The sequence below is a fragment of the Morganella sp. HMSC11D09 genome (assembly GCF_001807955.1).
Lineage (GTDB): Bacteria > Pseudomonadota > Gammaproteobacteria > Enterobacterales > Enterobacteriaceae > Morganella > Morganella morganii.
In genome coordinates this window covers 1-17,722 of record NZ_KV791647.1, presented here as the reverse complement: position 1 = coordinate 17,722, position 17,722 = coordinate 1, and the positions used below count along the sequence as shown (strand labels likewise).

Below are 17,722 nucleotides of genomic sequence, written 5' to 3'. Positions count from 1 at the left end.
ATGTCTTCCATTCGATTAGCTGATCTCGCTCAGCAGTTGAATGCAACGTTACACGGTGATGGCGATCTCGTCATCACCGGTATCGCGCCTATGCATTCAGCAAACAGCGGGCAAATTACCTTTCTGTCTGATGCCCGTTACCGGGAAAAACTGGCTGGTTGTCAGGCGGGTGCTGTGGTATTGCGTGAAGACGATTTACCGTTTTGTCAGGTCGCTGCCCTTGTGGTGAAAGACCCGTACCTGGCGTATGCGCATATGGCGCAGATTATGGATACCACACCGGCTCCGGCTGAGAATATCCATCCGTCTGCCGTGATTGACCCGTCAGCCTCTCTCGGGGCCAATGTGTCGGTCGGTGCGAATGCTGTCATTGAGTCCGGCGTGGTTCTGGGTGACGATGTTATCATCGGCGCAGGATCGTTTGTCGGCAAAAATACCACCATCGGTGCCAAAACCCGTATCTGGGCAAATGTCACCGTGTACCACGGGATCGTGATTGGCGAAGGCTGCCTGGTTCATTCCAACACCGTTATCGGTGCGGACGGATTCGGTTATGCCAACGACCGCGGTCAGTGGGTTAAAATCCCTCAGCTGGGTTCCGTTATTATCGGTGACCGGGTTGAAATCGGCTCCTGTACTACTATCGACCGTGGTGCATTAGAAAATACGGTAATCGGTAATGGTGTTATCATTGATAACCAGTGCCAGATTGCCCATAACGTCATAATCGGCGACAACACCGCAGTAGCCGGTGGTGTGATTATGGCCGGGAGCTTGAAAATCGGCCGCAACTGTATGATTGGCGGAGCAAGCGTCATTAATGGTCATATGGAAATCTGCGATCGCGTCGTCGTGACAGGCATGGGCATGGTAATGCGGCCTATCACCGAACCGGGTGTATACTCCTCCGGTATTCCGTTACAGCCAAATAAAACATGGCGTAAAACTGCCGCGCTGGTGATGAACATCAGCGAAATGAATAAACGCCTGAAGGCAGTCGAACGGCAGCTGGATAACGACGATAAATAACAGCGCATTTTGCGGTATTTTTGCGGCCTGCTAACCGCGTGACGGGTATAGCAGGCCGTGTTATTAATAAGACATATGACAAAGAGACAGGAAGAGTATTCTGATGAGTGACAACCATACTCTCAAAATTGATGAAATTTTAGAGCTTCTTCCGCACCGGTATCCGTTTTTATTAGTGGATCGCGTGCTGGATTTTGAAGAAGGTAAATTTTTACGTGCCGTGAAAAACGTATCATTCAATGAGCCGTTCTTCCAGGGGCACTTCCCGGGCAAACCGATTTTTCCGGGCGTTCTTATTCTGGAAGCGATGGCTCAGGCCACCGGCATTCTGGCGTTCAAAAGCCTGGGTAAATTAGAGCCGGGCGAATTGTATTATTTTGCCGCCATCGATGACTGTCGCTTTAAACGCCCGGTACTGCCGGGAGACCAGATGATCCTCGAAGTGACTTTCCATAAGGAACGCCGCGGCGTTGCCCGTTTCACGGGTGTTGCGAAAGTTGACGGAGAAGTTGCCTGCGAAGCTACCATGATGTGTGCACGCCGCCGTGAGGGGTAATAAATGATCGATAAAACCGCCCGGATCCACCCGTCTTCCATTATCGAAGACGGCGCCGTTATTGGTGCCAATGTCACCATCGGTCCTTTCTGCTGTATTGGTGCGGATGTTGAGATCGGTGAGGGGACTGAAATCAAGTCCCATGTTGTGATTAATGGTCATACCAAAATTGGTCGTGATAACCAGATTTTCCAGTTTGCCTCCATTGGTGAGATAAACCAGGATCTGAAATACAAAGGTGAACCGACCCGCGTTGAAATCGGTGATCGTAACCGTATCCGCGAAAGTGTGACTATTCATCGCGGCACCGCGCAGGACACCGGCGTTACCCGTATCGGTAACGACAACCTGCTGATGATCAATGCCCATGTTGCTCACGACTGTGTGATCGGCAACCATTGTATCATTGCCAACAACGGAACCCTGGCGGGTCATGTCACGCTGGATGATTATGTCATCCTGGGTGGCTTATCGGCTGTTCATCAGTTCTGCCGTATCGGTGAGCACGTGATGGTCGGCGGCTGTTCAGGTGTGGCGCAGGATATCCCGCCGTTCTTAATCGCGCAGGGTAACCATGTGACCGCCTTCGGCCTCAATGCTATCGGCCTCAAACGCCGTGGTTTTGATAAATACGATATCAGTGCGTTACAGAATGCCTATAAAGTCCTGTACCGCAGTAATCTGACGCTGGCAGAAGCCAAAGTGCAGTTGGCTGAACTGGCGAAAGAAAATGTCCATGTAAAAACCTTCGCTGACTTCCTGGATACCGCTGAACGCGGGATCATCCGTCCGTAATTGCGGGGGCTGCCATGTCGGTATCACCTCGTCCGCTCACGATAGGTATTGTCGCCGGAGAAACCTCCGGCGATATTCTCGGCGCAGGCTTAATGCGCGCACTGAAAGAAAAATATCCGGATGTTCGTTTCTTCGGGGTTGCTGGTCCGCTGATGCAGGCGGAAGGCTGTGAAACCTGGTATGAAATGGAAGAACTGGCGGTGATGGGCATTGTGGAAGTGCTGGGGCGCCTGCCGCGTCTGCTCTCCATCCGCCGTGATCTCACCCGCCGCTTCCGTGAACTGAAGCCGGATGTTTTTGTCGGCATTGATGCACCGGATTTCAATATCACCCTGGAAGGACGGTTAAAGTCTTCCGGGATCAAAACGATCCACTATGTCAGTCCGTCAGTCTGGGCGTGGCGGCAGAACAGGGTCTTTAAAATCGCCAAAGCGACCAATCTGGTGCTGGCTTTCCTGCCGTTCGAAAAAGCGTTTTACGACAAATACAATGTGCCGTGCCGCTTTATCGGCCACACTATGGCAGATGCACTGCCGTTGCAGCCGGACAAAACCGCTGCCCGTGACGCACTGGGGCTGGATCCGTCCGCGCCGTGTCTGGCAATACTGCCGGGCAGCCGTCACGCGGAAGTCTCGATGCTCAGCGGCGATTTTCTGAAAACCGCGCAACTGCTGCGGCAGGCACTGCCGGATTTACAGATTGTGGTGCCGCTGGTAAATGCGAAACGCCGCGCTGAATTTGAAGCTATCAAACAGGAAATTGCCCCGGAACTGGATGTGCACCTGCTTGACGGCCGCGCCCGTGATGCCATGATTGCCTCGGACGCCGCACTGCTGGCGTCAGGTACGGCAGCACTGGAATGTATGCTGGCGAAATGCCCGATGGTCGTGGGCTACCGCATGAAGCCGTTCACGTTCTGGCTGGCGAAACGACTGGTCAAAACCCCGTATGTGTCACTGCCGAACCTGCTGGCAGGGCGCGAGATCGTGCCGGAACTGTTACAGGATGAGTGCCGCAGTGATCTGCTGGCAAATGCACTGCTGCCGCTGTTGCAGGGCGGTGAAGCCGTGGATAAACTCAGAGAAACCTTCCTGGAACTTCATCAGAAAATCCGTCTTGATGCGGATAATCAGGCGGCACAGGCCGTATCAGATATAGCGAGTAATTAATGGATTTTGTTTATCCGGACGCGGCACTGATTGCCGGTGTCGATGAAGTCGGCCGCGGGCCGCTGGTCGGCGCGGTGGTAACCGCCGCCGTTATTCTTGATCCGCAGAACCCGATCGACGGTCTGGCGGACTCCAAAAAGCTCACGGAGAAAAAACGTGAGCGCCTGTTTGCTGAAATTCAGGAAAAGGCACTGTACTGGAGTATCGGCCGCGCGGAAGCGGCGGAAATCGATCAAATCAATATTTTGCAGGCCACATTCCTGGCGATGCAGCGGGCGGTTGCCGGGTTGCCGGTGCGTCCGGGTTTTGTACTGGTGGACGGCAACAAAGCGCCGGATTTTGGTGTCCCTGCTCAGGCAGTGATCAAGGGTGACGGGCTGGTGCCGGAGATCAGTGCGGCGTCGATACTGGCAAAAGTCACGCGGGATCGCGAAATGGCGGAGCTGGATAAACAATTCCCGCAGTACGGATTTGCAAAACACAAAGGTTACCCGACGGCGCTGCATCTTGAGATGCTGGCGCAGTATGGGGTGACAGAGCATCACCGCACCAGTTTTGGCCCGGTCCGCCGCGCGCTGGCCGGTATCAGTAAGTGAGGATGGCGTAATGGCGGAACCGCGTTTTATTCATCTTAATATTCACAGCGACTATTCCATGATTGACGGACTGGCGAAAACCGGACCGCTGGTCAAAAAAGTGGCGTCGATGAATATGCCGGCGATGGCGATTACGGACTTCACTAACCTGTGCGGGCTGGTTAAATTTTACGGCAGTGCGCACGGCGCCGGGGTGAAACCGATTGTCGGCGCGGATTTCCTGATGGAAAGCGAGCTGCTGGGTGATGAACTGGCGTCACTCACGATTCTGGCACGCAATAATACCGGTTATCAGAACCTGACCCTGCTTATCTCCGAAGCCTATCAGAAAGGCTATGGTGCACAGGGGCCGACTATTCAGCGCGACTGGCTGGTTAATCACAAAGAAGGGCTGATTATTCTCTCCGGCGGGCGCAAGGGGGATGTGGGTAAGTTTCTGCTGCGCGGTAACAGCGCCCTGGTGGAGCAGGCGCTGGAATTCTGGCAGACCCACTTCCCGGACAGCTTCTACCTGGAGCTTATCCGCACCGGCCGGCAGGATGAGGAAAGCTATCTGCATGCTGCGGTACAGCTGGCGACAGAGAAATCCCTGCCGGTGGTGGCGACCAATGATGTCCGCTTTATCAGCAGTGAAGATTTTGACGCCCATGAAATCCGCGTAGCCATTCATGATGGTTATACGTTAGCGGATCCGAAACGTCCGAAACTCTACAGCCCTCAGCAATATCTGCGCAGTGAGGACGAGATGTGCGAGCTGTTTGCCGACATCCCGGAAGCACTGCAGAACAGCGTCGAAATTGCTAAGCGTTGTAACGTCACCATCCGTCTCGGCGAGTATTTCCTGCCGCAGTTCCCGACCGGGGACATGAGCACGGAAGATTATCTGGTCAAACGCTCGAAAGAGGGACTGGAGGAGCGCCTGGCGTTCCTGTTCCCGGATCCGGAAGTGCGTGCGCAGCGCCGCCCGGAATATGACGAGCGTCTGGATGTTGAACTGAAAGTGATTAACCAGATGGGCTTCCCCGGCTACTTCCTGATCGTGATGGAGTTTATCCAGTGGTCGAAGGATAACAATGTGCCGGTAGGGCCGGGACGTGGTTCCGGTGCCGGTTCACTGGTGGCGTACTCCCTGAAAATCACCGATCTGGATCCACTGGAGTTCGACCTCCTGTTCGAACGCTTCCTGAACCCGGAACGTGTTTCCATGCCCGACTTTGACGTCGATTTCTGTATGGAAAAACGTGACCGCGTGATTGATCACGTAGCCGAAATGTACGGGCGTGATGCCGTTTCTCAGATTATTACCTTCGGTACGATGGCGGCAAAAGCGGTTATCCGCGATGTCGGCCGTGTACTGGGGCATCCGTACGGGTTTGTCGACAGAATTTCCAAACTGGTGCCGCCGGATCCCGGTATGACACTGGAAAAAGCCTTTGCGGCAGAGCCGCAGCTCGGCGAGGTGTATGAGGCCGATGAGGAAGTCAGGGCGCTGATCGATATGGCGCGCATCCTGGAAGGGGTGACACGTAACGCCGGCAAACACGCCGGTGGTGTGGTGATCGCGCCGACAAAAATTACCGATTTCGCACCGCTTTACTGCGACCCGGAAGGGAATAACCCGGTCACACAGTTTGATAAAAACGACGTGGAATATGCCGGTCTGGTGAAGTTTGACTTCCTCGGTCTGCGCACACTGACCATTATCGACTGGGCGCTGGGCATGATTAACCCGCGCAATGAGAAAAAAGGCAAGCCGCCGGTGGATATCGCGGCTATCCCGCTCGACGACCAGAAAAGCTTTGATATGCTGCAGCGCTCGGAAACCACAGCGGTCTTCCAGCTTGAATCCCGCGGCATGAAAGATTTGATCAAGCGTCTGCGTCCGGACAGCTTTGAAGACATGATAGCCCTGGTGGCGCTGTTCCGGCCCGGCCCGCTGCAGTCGGGCATGGTGGATAACTTTATCGACCGTAAACACGGACGTGAGGCTATCTCTTACCCGGATGTGGAATGGCAGCATGAATCCCTGCAGCCGGTACTGGAACCGACGTACGGCATCATCCTCTATCAGGAACAGGTGATGCAGATTGCCCAGGTGCTGGCGGGCTATACCCTGGGCGGCGCGGATATGCTGCGCCGTGCAATGGGTAAGAAAAAGCCGGAAGAGATGGCAAAACAGCGCTCGGTATTTGAAGAGGGCGCGGTGAAAAACGGCATCGATGCCGAGCTGTCCATGAAAATCTTTGACCTGGTGGAGAAATTCGCCGGTTACGGGTTTAACAAATCTCACTCCGCTGCCTACGCGCTGGTTTCCTATCAGACACTGTGGCTGAAAGCACACTATCCGGCGGAATTTATGGCTGCCGTGATGACGGCGGATATGGATAACACCGAAAAAGTCGTCGGGCTGGTGGATGAATGCTGGCGGATGGGTCTGAAAGTCCTGCCGCCGGATATCAACAGCGGACTGTATCACTTCCATGTCAATGATGAAGGTGAGATAGTCTATGGTATCGGTGCGATTAAAGGTGTCGGTGAAGGCCCGATTGAAGCGATTCTGGAAGCCCGTAAGGACGGGTATTTCAAGGATATTTTTGATTTGTGTGCCCGCACGGACACCAAAAAACTGAACCGCCGCGTAATGGAAAAACTCATTATGTCCGGCGCGTTTGACCGGCTGGGGCCGCACCGCGCCGCGCTGATGTCCTCACTGGAGGATGCGCTGAAAGCAGCGGATCAGCACGCCAAAGCGGAAGCCATCGGTCAGGCGGATATGTTCGGGGTACTGGCAGAGGCACCGGAGCAGGTAGAGCGCTCTTATGCCAATATTCCGAAATGGCAGGACGAAATTATCCTTGAAGGGGAGCGGGAAACACTCGGACTGTATCTTACCGGACATCCGATAAACCGTTATCTGAAGGAGATTGAGCGCTATACTCATGGTTTACGTCTGAAAGATGTTAACCCGACACCGCGTGGTCAGATGACCACGGTAGTCGGTCTGGTGCTGGCTTCCAAGGTGATCACCACCAAACGGGGAAACCGGATTGGTGTCTGTACCCTCGATGATCGTTCCGGCCGGCTGGAAATTATGCTATTTTCCGATGCACTGGAACGTTACCAGCATCTGCTCGAACAGGATCGCATTCTGATTGCTTCCGGGCAGGTCAGCTTTGATGATTTCAGCGGCGGGCTTAAAATGGTGGTCAGGGAGCTGCTGGATATCAGCGAAGCACGCGAAAAATATGCGCGCGGGCTTGCTATCTCGCTCACGGACGGGCAAATTGACGAACAACTGCTGCACCGGCTGCGCGGTGCGCTTGAACCGCACCGCTCCGGGACAATACCGGTTCACCTTTATTACCAGAAGGACGATGCCAGAGCGCGGATGCGTTTCGGTGCCACCTGGCGGGTCACCCCGACCGATACCCTTCTGACGGATCTGCGGACTCTGCTGGGTAATGAGCAGGTAGAATTAGAATTTGACTAAAATAGGAACATTATGAGTCTTAATTTTCTGGATTTTGAACAGCCGATTGCCGAGTTAGAGGCGAAAATTGATTCGCTGACCGCGGTCAGCCGCCAGGATGAATCACTCGATATCAATCTTGACGAAGAAGTTGAACGCTTACGGGCGAAGAGTCTGGAACTGACACGTAAGATTTTCGCTGACCTGGGTGCCTGGCAGATTGCTCAGCTGGCACGCCATCCGCGTCGTCCGTATACCCTGGATTACGTCAAACTGATCTTTACCGATTTTCAGGAACTGGCAGGCGACCGCGCATATGCGGATGACAAAGCGATTGTCGGCGGGATTGCCCGTCTGGACGGTCGTCCGGTGATGATTATCGGCCATCAGAAAGGCCGTGAAACCAAAGAAAAAATCCGCCGTAACTTCGGCATGCCGGCACCGGAAGGTTACCGCAAAGCCCTGCGTCTGATGGAACTGGCAGAGCGCTTTAATCTGCCGGTGATCACCTTTATCGACACCCCGGGGGCCTATCCGGGCGTGGGCGCGGAAGAGCGCGGCCAGTCTGAGGCGATTGCCCGTAACCTGCGTGAAATGTCCCGCCTGAAAGTACCGACTATCTGTACCGTGGTCGGGGAAGGCGGTTCCGGCGGTGCACTGGCGATTGCAGTGGGCGACAAAGTGAATATGCTGCAATACAGCACTTACTCTGTGATTTCACCGGAAGGTTGTGCCTCGATTCTGTGGAAAAGTGCGGATAAAGCGCCGATCGCCGCAGAAGCGATGGGGATCACCGCGCCGCGTCTGAAAGAGCTGAAACTGATCGACAATGTGATCCCTGAGCCGCTGGGCGGCGCGCACCGTGATTATGAAGCGGTTGCCGCATCCCTGAAAGCACAGATCCTGTCTGATCTGGAAGAGCTGGATAAACTGGACAGCGAGTCTCTGGCTAATCGCCGCTATGAGCGCCTGATGAGCTACGGCTACTGCTGATAACTAGTTGTGGATACAGCCTTTTGTGAATCACTGTCTGCCGTGTTCCGCCGTGTGTTTGCCTCTCAGCAGGCAATCCTGGCGGGACTGAGCGGCGGGCTTGATTCCGTTGTCCTGCTGCATACTCTGCGGCAGTGGCAGACCGCTGAGCGTCCGGCGCTGCGGTTGCGGGCAGTCTACATTCATCACGGATTAAACCCGCTGGCGGATGACTGGGCAGAACACTGCCGGACATTCTGTGATTCACTCTCTGTTCCGTTTCAGGTGTGCCGCGTGCAGGTTGATCCCCGCAGAAAAGGGATCGAAGCTGCTGCCAGAGACGCACGTTATCAGGCTTTCCGTGAAGTGATAGCTCCGGATGAGGCGCTGGTAACCGCACAGCATCTGGATGATCAGAGCGAAACCTTCTTTCTTGCCTTAAAACGCGGCAGCGGCCCTGCCGGTCTCTCCGCCATGCCGGAACAGATGGCATTCGGTGCCAATCCGCTGATCCGTCCGTTACTCTCCTTCAGCCGTGCTCAGCTCGAACAGTATGCACAATATTATCAGCTTTCCTGGGTCGAGGATGACAGTAATCAGGATCGCCGTTATGACCGCAATTTTCTGCGCCATGCGGTATTACCGCAACTGAATGCCCGCTGGCCGCACTTTGCTCAGGCAGTTTCCCGCAGTGCCGCGCTTTGCGGTGAACAGGAAGCCCTGCTGGATGAACTGCTGCTGCCGGAACTTATGCAGTTAACGGATGCGGATAACGGGTTATCTTTTATCCCGCTGCTCAGCGCCGGGACGGCGAAACGCAACGGCATACTGCGCCGCTGGCTGAAACACTGTGGTGTGCAGATGCCGTCACAGCATCAGTTGGCACTGCTCTGGCAGGAAGTGGCACTGGCGAAACCGGATGCAGAGCCGGGCTATTATCTGAAACCGGTCACCATCCGCCGTTATCAGAATAAACTGCATGTGACAGAAAAAACCGCTGGGTTATCAGACTATTGCCTGCCGTGGGATCTGCACTCTGCGCTGCAACTGCCTGATGATGCCGGCATTTTGCGGATGGCGGAAACGGTCACTACACAGGATGTGGCTTCTGTGGTGCGTCCGCCGCGCCCGGATGAACAGGTGACTGTCCGTTTTGGTTTGCAGGGGCATTATCATATCTGCGGCCGTGATCGCGGGCGATCAGCCAAAAAGCTGTGGCAGGAATGCGGCGTTGCGCCCTGGCTGCGCGAACGCACACCGCTGCTCTGGTATAACGATACGCTGATAGCGGCGGTCGGGGTATTTGTCACGAAAGAGGGAGAAGCGGATGAGGCAAAACTGATGATTATGCAGGAAAAAAACAACCCCGCGGACGGGGTTGCAGAGTTATTCAGGACGGTGAGTGATCAATAACCACTGTTCCCAGTTCGGGATGACTGAAGCTGACAATAGAGTCCAGACGAAGCTCCCGCAGTTCGTTGTCAATCGTGACAACAAGGTACTCTACTTTCTTCCGGAGCACCAAATCGGTCGCTTTTCCTGTCAGAACATCGCCCCCCTGTAAGGTCACTTCCAGTACCATATGATGCTGGCAGGCCAGTTCGAGGTTGTCATAGTCATCACAATTAATTGGTTGATATTCGTTTTCTGCAGACATATTCCCTCACCATACTTTCGCTTGCGGTATCATCCGCGGATGGTTATTCAAATAGCCTCATCGCTCCCAGCAGACTATATCATAGTTATCATATTGGCTATTACTGATTACATTTTATTATCGGCAAAACATATTGTTTATCACTGTTTTGAGGAAAATCATTGCCATTTTAAAAATAAAAATGCGTAATTGTCTGAAAGCGCGTGAATATACAAAAACTGACAATCATTTTGCTAACATTACCTCATCTGATGTTCAGGGGGAAACATGAAAAATCTGACAAAACTCTTATTGGCGGCAGGCATTTTCAGCATTACGGCCTGTAGTTCGACAGTGGTTGTGCCACCAACTCCGGAAGTCCATGTTCTTGACCGTGCCTATAACGGCGTGGTTCCGTGTGCCGATTGCTCCGGCATGGATGTGACCGTTTTACTGGAAGGTGATGGCACCTATGTTATGCAGCGCACCTATCTGGAAACCCGCGACGGCAACCAGACCTTCTTTGAAACCGGGACCTGGGCGAAAGACGGCGAAAAACTGCGTCTGACCGATACTGCCGGGCAGCGTGCTTATTATGATCCGCAGGATAAATCGCTGGTAATGCTGGATATCGACGGCAACCCGGTTAAATCGGATTTGAACTACACCCTGAAAATGGTGAAACCGGTACAGCTGAAAGGTGAATATCGTTATATGGCGGATGCGGCAACGTTTAAAGATTGCCAGACCGGCGTGGTTTATGGGGTGCCGGGCAATATCGGTTTAGAGCAGGGCTACGGTAAGCTGGGCGTTGAAGGCGGAAAACCTGTCTATCTGGAAGTGGAAGGGTATTACACCATCCGTCCGTCCATGGAAGACGGCCAGTTTGATCAGGCGCTGATCCAGACCGGCAAATCCGTACTGGATAAATCCCGCGGTTGTCAGTAAGTTCTCTGAATCCCGCAGGCATAAAAAAGGCTGAACAGATGTTCAGCCTTTTTGTATTCATAGCACTGATAATCAGGCAGTGATGATTTTCTCTTTCAGCACACTGACAACGTCATCCAGCGCGATAAGGGATTTATCTTCGCTGCGGCGGTATTTGTATTCCACCACACCGCTGTCGAGGTTGCGATCACCGATAACGATGGTATGCGGGATCCCCATCAGTTCCATATCCGCAAACATCACACCCGGACGCTCTTTACGGTCATCAAAGATTACTTCAATGCCCTGAGCGGTCAGATCAGCGTAGAGTTTTTCCGCCACTTCTTTCACGCGGTAAGATTTGTGCATATTCATCGGCAGCAGAGCAACCTGGAACGGTGCAATCGCATCCGGCCAGATAATTCCGCGATCGTCGAAGTTCTGCTCAATCGCTGCGGCAACAATACGGGTGACTCCGATACCGTAGCAACCCATAAAGACCACTTCGTTGTGACCGGCTTCGTTCTGAACAGTCGCTTTCAGTGCTTCGGAATATTTTTTACCGAGCTGGAAGATATGACCGACTTCAATCCCGCGCTTGATCATCAGGGTACCTTTGCCGTCCGGGCTCGGGTCACCAGCGACCACATTACGGATATCCGCCACTTCCGGCAGGGCAGCATCACGCTCCCAGTTGATACCGAAATAGTGTTTACCGTCGATATTCGCACCGGCACCGAAATCACTCATCATGGCAACGGTACGGTCAGCGACCACCGGCAGCGGCAGATTGACCGGCCCCAGTGAACCCGGGCCCGCATTCACGGCTGTGCGGATCTCTTTTTCTGTCGCGAACTCCAGCGGAGAAGCAACCAGCGGATGTTTTTCCGCTTTCACTTCGTTAAGTTCGTGATCACCGCGCACCAGCAGCGCAACCAGTTTGTGGCCGCTCTCTTTGCTGCCGTGAACAATCAGGGTTTTGACGGTTTTCTCAACCGGCAGATTAAACTGTTCAACCAGCTCCGCGATAGTTTTCGCGTTTGGTGTATCAACCAGTTCCATTGCTTTCTGCGGTGCAGGGCGCTCAGTAATGTTGCAGACCGCTTCCGCCAGTTCGATATTGGCCGCGTAATCGGACTCAGAGGAGAAAATCACATCATCTTCGCCGCTCTGTGCCAGAACCTGGAACTCGTGGGATGCACTTCCGCCGATAGAGCCGGTATCTGCCATTACTGCACGGAAATCCAGTCCGATACGGTTGAAGATTTTGCTGTACGCCTGATACATCGTATCGTACGTCTCCTGCAGAGAATCCTGAGTCAGGTGGAAAGAGTACGCATCTTTCATGATGAATTCACGGGAGCGCATCACACCAAAACGCGGACGGACTTCATCACGGAATTTGGTCTGGATCTGGAACACATTCAGCGGCAGCTGTTTGTAAGATGTCACTTCGTTACGGATGATGTCCGTGACCACTTCTTCGTGCGTCGGACCCAGAACAAACTGGCGATCGCCGCGGTCGGTAATACGGAGCAGCTCCGGACCGTACTGTTCCCAGCGTCCGCTCTCCAGCCATAAATCTGCGGGCTGAACCACCGGCATGGAGATTTCCAGTGAACCGGCATTTTCCATCTCTTCACGTACGATCTTTTCAACTTTGCGTAATACGCGGACACCGGTCGGCATCCAGTTGTACAGACCTGAAGCAAGTTTACGGATCATCCCGGCGCGCAGCATCAGCTGATGACTGACCACTTCGGCGTCAGCAGGGGTCTCTTTCAGAGTAGAGAGCAGATATTGGGTAGTACGCATTATTTAGGTTCCATTAGAACGACAAACATGTCTTATCGCAGAAATATTCTGCGCAGAAGTGAAGTTAAGCCTGACAGTTTACCAGTGACTGCCGCGCCCCAAAAGGGGTTTAGCGTTTTTCCAGACTGATGACTTCGGTCACGCCGTCACGGATATGCCAGCGGACATTTAAATCCAGCAGGTGCACGGCATAAATTTTATCGTCAGCCTGTTGTTTTTTATACGCCGGACGCGGATCCTGCGCCAGTACCTGTGTGATAAAACGCGCCAAATCAGGATATTGTGCGGCCTGAGCTGTTATGAATTGCTGCGCGGCAGGGCTGAACACGACCGGCATATCCGCCGGCGGCTCTTCCTGCGCAAAACCGGCCAGTGCGCCGGGCACGGATTCAGCATAGGGCAGATAGGGTTTGATATCCAGCACCGGTGTGCCGTTAAGCAGATCCAGGCTGCCGAGGGAGAGATACGCCGTATCGCCGTCGTAACAGACTTTTTTCAGTTCAACCAGCGACATCCCGATCGGATTCGGGCGGAAGGTGGAGCGGGTGGCAAACACGCCCATTTTTGCATTACCGCCAAGGCGCGGCGGGCGTACCAGCGGACGCCAGCTGCCGGCCGGAATATCATGGAAAACAAAGATGACCCACACATGACTGAACTGTTCCAGTCCGCGCACGCAGTCGGCGTGATTATAGGGCGCCACAAAGTGCAGTTCCCCGGTACCATCCTCAACCAGCCCCGGCTGGCGCGGAATCGCAAATTTTTCCTGCCACGGTGAGCGGATAAACCCCACGGGCGAAAATGAAAACTCAGACATCATCAACCTTAATCGCAGTACCTTCGCATACCGCCAGCTGCTTACAACCCTGCGCGGGGTTCACGGCGCACTGGTGGAGTAACACGGCATCTGCTTTCAGTTTTCCGGCCCGGGACAGCATTTGCTTACGGGCTGCCGGAATACCGGACTGTGCAGGGTTTGCCGCTTCACGGCAATTCTGACCCAAAACCACACCAAGGTCACGGAAAGGTTTACCCAGCAGTTCTTCCGGGTGGAGATAGAGTTTGACGCGTGATGCTGCGGATGTTGATTTGGCTTTTTTACCGGCCGATTTTTTCAGCCGCATATCGGCGTATTGCGCCTGCTCCTGTTCAGAATGACTCTGACGGAAAGAGCATCCCGCGATGAGAAGAGCAAGCAGGCTGATAATAAGCACTCGCATGGAAAACAATCCTCTGGCTGTACAAAACAGAAAAGTAAGGGCAGATGAAATATTATTATTTATATGATGAACATTTAATGATTATAACAAAATAAAAAGGGTGAACAATTGTTCACCCTCAGTGTAATATTCTTTGATTAAAGATAAAAGAACTTAGCAGTTATTCTGAACTCCCGGTCTTTTACCAGCCTTTCACCGCACCGCCGTTGAAGACTTTATCTGCTTCGTTAAAGACTTCATCAGACTGATATGCCTGAACAAATTGTTTCACCGCTTCACTGTCTTTATTATCTTCGCGGGAGACAATAATGTTGACGTAAGGTGAATCTTTATCTTCAACAAATAAGCCGTCTTTAGCCGGGGTTAAGTTGATCTGGCTGGCGTAAGTGGTGTTGATCACGGCCAGGTCGATCTTATTATCATCCAGTGAACGCGGCAGTTGCGGGGCTTCCAGCTCGATCAGTTTCAGACCTTTCGGGTTTTCAACCACATCAAGAACTGTCGGCAGCAGACCGGTGCCTTCTTTCAGTTTGATTAATCCCTGCTTCTGTAATAACAGCAGTGAACGGCCGAGGTTAGTCGGGTCATTCGGCAGAGCGACCTGTGCGCCGTCCTGTAATTCATCCAGTGATTTGATTTTCTTTGAATAACCGGCAATCGGATAAACAAAGGTATTGCCCACCGGAGTTAATTTGTAGTTACGGTCTTTAATCTGCTGATCCAGATACGGTTTGTGCTGGAATGCGTTCAGATCGATATCACCACGGCTGAGCGCTTCGTTCGGCATGACGTAGTCGTTGAACGTAACCAGTTCCACATTCAGGCCGTATTTGTCTTTGGCGACTTTTTTCGCCACTTCTGCCACCTGCTGTTCAGCACCGACGATCACGCCGACTTTGATACTTTTCGGATCTTTTTCATTCTGTCCGCAACCCGCCAGCACTAATGAACCCAGCAAAGCACCGGCAACGACAAGCGATTTTAATTTAAAAGCCATCTTTTCTTTCCTCGTTCTGTTTAATACGCGTTCGCAGTCAGTGCGGCGCGGAGAGAGTCTTATTTGTGGGTAACGGCCTTAACCAGACGATCACCACTTACCTGAATGATAAAGACCAAAACAACCAGCAATGCCAATACCGTATTCATAACTACTGCGTTATATCCGACATAACCATACTGATAACCAATCTGACCTAACCCGCCTGCACCGACAGCACCACCCATTGCGGAGTAACCCACGAGGGTGATCAGCGTAATGGTAGCGGCGTTGATCAGTCCCGGTAATGCTTCCGGCAGCAGGATCTTGCTGACAATCTGTAATGGTGTGGCTCCCATCGCCCGCGATGCTTCAATCAGTCCTGACGGGATCTCCAGCAGGGCGTTTTCCACCATACGGGCAATAAACGGTGCAGCGCCGACAGTCAGCGGCACAATGGCAGCCTGTAACCCGATAGATGTACCGACGACTAACCGGGTAAACGGAATCATCCACACCAGTAAGATAATGAACGGAATCGCGCGGAAGATATTGACCAGCACGGACAAGGTCCGGTACAGGCTTTTATTATCCGCAATTTGCCCAGAACGGGTGATATACAGCAGTACCCCCACCGGCAGACCGATTAAAAATCCCAGGAAACCGGATGCAAATGTCATAACCAGGGTTTCCCAGATGCCTTTAACTAACAGTAAAATCATTCCTTCAGACATAACCGAGAACCTCTGTTTTTACGTGGTGTTCTTTCAGAAAACTAATCGCCGCTTCAACATCCTGCGGGCTGTTACCGTCCAGTTCTGCCAGCATGACACCAAATTTCACACCACCCGCATAATCCATCTGAGAACTCAGGATGCTGATATCAATATTGAACTTGCGTGATGCAATCGAGATCAGCGGGGCATCGACAGACTGACCACCAAACTCCAGTTTCAGCAGCGGACCCAGTCCTTCCGCCGGTTCCGGTTTCAGACGTGCCAGATAATCTTCCGGCACATCCAGATGCAGCGTGGATTCAATAAAGGCCTGTGCCACTGGTGTTTTCGGATGAGAGAACACCTCACTCACCGTATTCTGTTCAATCAGCTGTCCGCCGCTGATAACCGCAACCTGGTCACAGATGCGTTTCACCACATCCATTTCATGGGTGATCAGCAGGATAGTTAACTCCAGCCGGCGGTTGATGTCTTTCAGCAGTTCCAGAATCGAACGGGTCGTTGCCGGATCCAGGGCGCTGGTGGCCTCATCACACAGTAATACCTCCGGTTCGTTTGCCAGTGCGCGGGCGATAGCCACACGCTGTTTCTGACCACCGGACAGATTTGCCGGATAAACATCCCGTTTATCAGACAGACCGACCAGGTCAAGCAGCTTCACAACCCGTTTTTCAATTTCCGCCGCCGGTACGCGGTCCAGTTCCAGGGGCAGAGCGATGTTCCCGAAAACAGTACGGGAGGACAGCAGGTTAAAGTGCTGAAAAATCATTCCGATGCCGCGACGGGCACGGGTTAACTCTTTATCGTTCATCTTAGTGAGGTCACGGCCGCCGACGAGTACCTGTCCGGATGTCGGCCGTTCCAGCATATTCACACAGCGGATAAGCGTACTTTTCCCGGCGCCGGAAGCACCAATCACACCGTAAATCTGCCCTTGCGGGACGTGCAGGTTAATATCAGAAAGTGCCTGTATTTCGCGATGACCCTGCTGAAAAACCTTATTTATATTCGTCAGCTTTATCATGTAATTATTATTACCTTGTTACGTGAAACTGGTTGTTCACCAGATGATTTTCGGATGTTAAGATGTCTGGACGGCTAAGTCAACAGGATTTAGTTATCAGGCCGCATTCTCATTCCGCATCAAATAGGCGATACTAAATACATTATTGATGACGGACTAAGAGTGTAACCATGGGTATCCCCGCAGTATTTCTGGACAGAGACGGCACCATTAACGTAGATACCGGCTATCTCCATGAGATTGATGATTTTCAGTTTATAGAGAACGCGATTGAAGCAATGCAGGCCATCAAGCAGATGGGCTACGCTTTAATCATAGTCACAAATCAGTCGGGTATTGCCCGCGGTATGTTTACCGAAGATCAGTTTATGCATCTGACAGAATGGATGGACTGGTCTCTGGCGGATCGCGGCGTTGACCTGGATGGTATCTATTATTGTCCTCATCATCCCGAAGGTACTGTCGAAGAGTTTCGTCAGGAATGTAACTGCCGTAAACCGGAGCCGGGTATGCTGCTGGATGCACAGAAATTTCTGAAGATCGATATGAGTAACTCTTATATGGTAGGGGATAAGCTCGACGATATGCTGGCCGGACGGGCAGCCGAAGTGGGTACAACCGTATTGGTACGCACCGGTAAACCGGTAACGGAAGACGCCGAAGCGGCGGCAGATATTGTGATTAACAGTATCGCGGATTTACCTGCACTGCTGAAACCCGTACAAAAAAGCGCAAAATCACCTAAAAAGTAACCCGATTGGGTGTTTTATCTGCAAACAGAAAAAAAGCTGAAATAAACAC

17 protein-coding genes are annotated in these 17,722 nt (G+C 52.7%); 10 read left to right on the top strand and 7 right to left on the bottom strand.

Going from position 1 to position 17,722, the window contains the following annotated elements:
- The 8 genes from lpxD to tilS all read left to right on the top strand — a co-directional run bounded on the left by lpxD (position 1) and on the right by tilS (position 9,999).
- Positions 1 to 1,029, top strand: coding sequence for a UDP-3-O-(3-hydroxymyristoyl)glucosamine N-acyltransferase (lpxD, locus tag HMPREF3119_RS01075; protein WP_015422461.1), 1,029 nt, complete (start codon positions 1 to 3; stop codon positions 1,027 to 1,029).
- A gap of 103 nt (positions 1,030 to 1,132) precedes the next feature.
- Entirely contained in the window at positions 1,133 to 1,585 is a 453-nt protein-coding gene (fabZ, locus tag HMPREF3119_RS01070) for a 3-hydroxyacyl-ACP dehydratase FabZ (RefSeq protein ID WP_004237234.1), read from the top strand.
- Between the two features lie 3 nt (positions 1,586 to 1,588).
- Positions 1,589 to 2,380, top strand: coding sequence for an acyl-ACP--UDP-N-acetylglucosamine O-acyltransferase (lpxA, locus tag HMPREF3119_RS01065; protein WP_070578081.1), 792 nt, complete (start codon positions 1,589 to 1,591; stop codon positions 2,378 to 2,380).
- A gap of 14 nt (positions 2,381 to 2,394) precedes the next feature.
- Positions 2,395 to 3,549: a lipid-A-disaccharide synthase gene (lpxB, locus tag HMPREF3119_RS01060; RefSeq protein WP_070578078.1), complete on the top strand. Its 1,155-nt coding sequence runs from the start codon at positions 2,395 to 2,397 to the stop codon at positions 3,547 to 3,549.
- A complete protein-coding gene (gene rnhB, locus HMPREF3119_RS01055; RefSeq protein WP_004237237.1) occupies positions 3,549 to 4,145 on the top strand; it encodes a ribonuclease HII in 597 nt (198 codons plus the stop codon). Before lpxB ends, rnhB begins: the two co-directional genes overlap by 1 nt.
- 10 nt (positions 4,146 to 4,155) lie before the next feature.
- Complete coding sequence (gene dnaE / locus HMPREF3119_RS01050; protein WP_004237238.1) at positions 4,156 to 7,635, top strand: DNA polymerase III subunit alpha; 3,480 nt, start codon at positions 4,156 to 4,158, stop codon at positions 7,633 to 7,635.
- A 12-nt stretch (positions 7,636 to 7,647) separates the two neighbouring features.
- Positions 7,648 to 8,607, top strand: coding sequence for an acetyl-CoA carboxylase carboxyl transferase subunit alpha (gene accA / locus HMPREF3119_RS01045; RefSeq protein WP_004242231.1), 960 nt, complete (start codon positions 7,648 to 7,650; stop codon positions 8,605 to 8,607).
- Positions 8,608 to 8,616: 9 nt separating this feature from the next.
- Complete coding sequence (gene tilS / locus HMPREF3119_RS01040; protein ID WP_080737682.1) at positions 8,617 to 9,999, top strand: tRNA lysidine(34) synthetase TilS; 1,383 nt, start codon at positions 8,617 to 8,619, stop codon at positions 9,997 to 9,999.
- On the opposite strand, the gene rof is transcribed toward tilS, so the two are convergent.
- Entirely contained in the window at positions 9,977 to 10,243 is a 267-nt protein-coding gene (rof, locus tag HMPREF3119_RS01035) for a Rho-binding antiterminator (protein WP_004237241.1), read from the bottom strand. The two genes, tilS and rof, sit on opposite strands and share 23 nt — an antisense overlap.
- Before the next feature lie 267 nt (positions 10,244 to 10,510).
- Here rof and nlpE point away from each other — a divergent pair, with 267 nt between their 5' ends.
- Positions 10,511 to 11,170 carry an envelope stress response activation lipoprotein NlpE gene (gene nlpE, locus HMPREF3119_RS01030; RefSeq protein ID WP_070578075.1) on the top strand — a complete coding sequence of 220 codons (660 nt, stop codon included), beginning with the start codon at positions 10,511 to 10,513 and terminating at the stop codon, positions 11,168 to 11,170.
- A gap of 72 nt (positions 11,171 to 11,242) precedes the next feature.
- Here the strand turns inward: nlpE and proS are convergent, their stop codons facing one another.
- The 6 genes from proS to metN form a co-directional block, all read right to left on the bottom strand.
- Positions 11,243 to 12,964, bottom strand: coding sequence for a proline--tRNA ligase (proS, locus tag HMPREF3119_RS01025; protein ID WP_070578072.1), 1,722 nt, complete (start codon positions 12,962 to 12,964; stop codon positions 11,243 to 11,245).
- 109 nt (positions 12,965 to 13,073) lie between these two features.
- Positions 13,074 to 13,781: a tRNA (N6-threonylcarbamoyladenosine(37)-N6)-methyltransferase TrmO gene (tsaA, locus tag HMPREF3119_RS01020; protein WP_004242235.1), complete on the bottom strand. Its 708-nt coding sequence runs from the start codon at positions 13,779 to 13,781 to the stop codon at positions 13,074 to 13,076.
- A complete protein-coding gene (gene rcsF / locus HMPREF3119_RS01015) occupies positions 13,774 to 14,184 on the bottom strand; it encodes an Rcs stress response system protein RcsF (protein WP_004237245.1) in 411 nt (136 codons plus the stop codon). Before rcsF ends, tsaA begins: the two co-directional genes overlap by 8 nt.
- A gap of 181 nt (positions 14,185 to 14,365) precedes the next feature.
- Positions 14,366 to 15,181 (bottom strand): MetQ/NlpA family lipoprotein, encoded by an 816-nt coding sequence (locus HMPREF3119_RS01010; protein WP_004237246.1) that lies wholly within the window; start codon positions 15,179 to 15,181, stop codon positions 14,366 to 14,368.
- A 59-nt stretch (positions 15,182 to 15,240) separates the two neighbouring features.
- On the bottom strand, positions 15,241 to 15,894 hold the full coding sequence (locus HMPREF3119_RS01005; protein WP_070578069.1) for a methionine ABC transporter permease MetI: 654 nt from the start codon (positions 15,892 to 15,894) through the stop codon (positions 15,241 to 15,243).
- On the bottom strand, positions 15,887 to 16,921 hold the full coding sequence (metN, locus tag HMPREF3119_RS01000) for a methionine ABC transporter ATP-binding protein MetN (RefSeq protein ID WP_004237248.1): 1,035 nt from the start codon (positions 16,919 to 16,921) through the stop codon (positions 15,887 to 15,889). Before metN ends, HMPREF3119_RS01005 begins: the two co-directional genes overlap by 8 nt.
- Before the next feature lie 170 nt (positions 16,922 to 17,091).
- Between metN and gmhB the strand changes: the two genes are divergently transcribed.
- Complete coding sequence (gene gmhB, locus HMPREF3119_RS00995; RefSeq protein WP_004237249.1) at positions 17,092 to 17,673, top strand: D-glycero-beta-D-manno-heptose 1,7-bisphosphate 7-phosphatase; 582 nt, start codon at positions 17,092 to 17,094, stop codon at positions 17,671 to 17,673.
- Positions 17,674 to 17,722 lie beyond the last annotated feature (49 nt).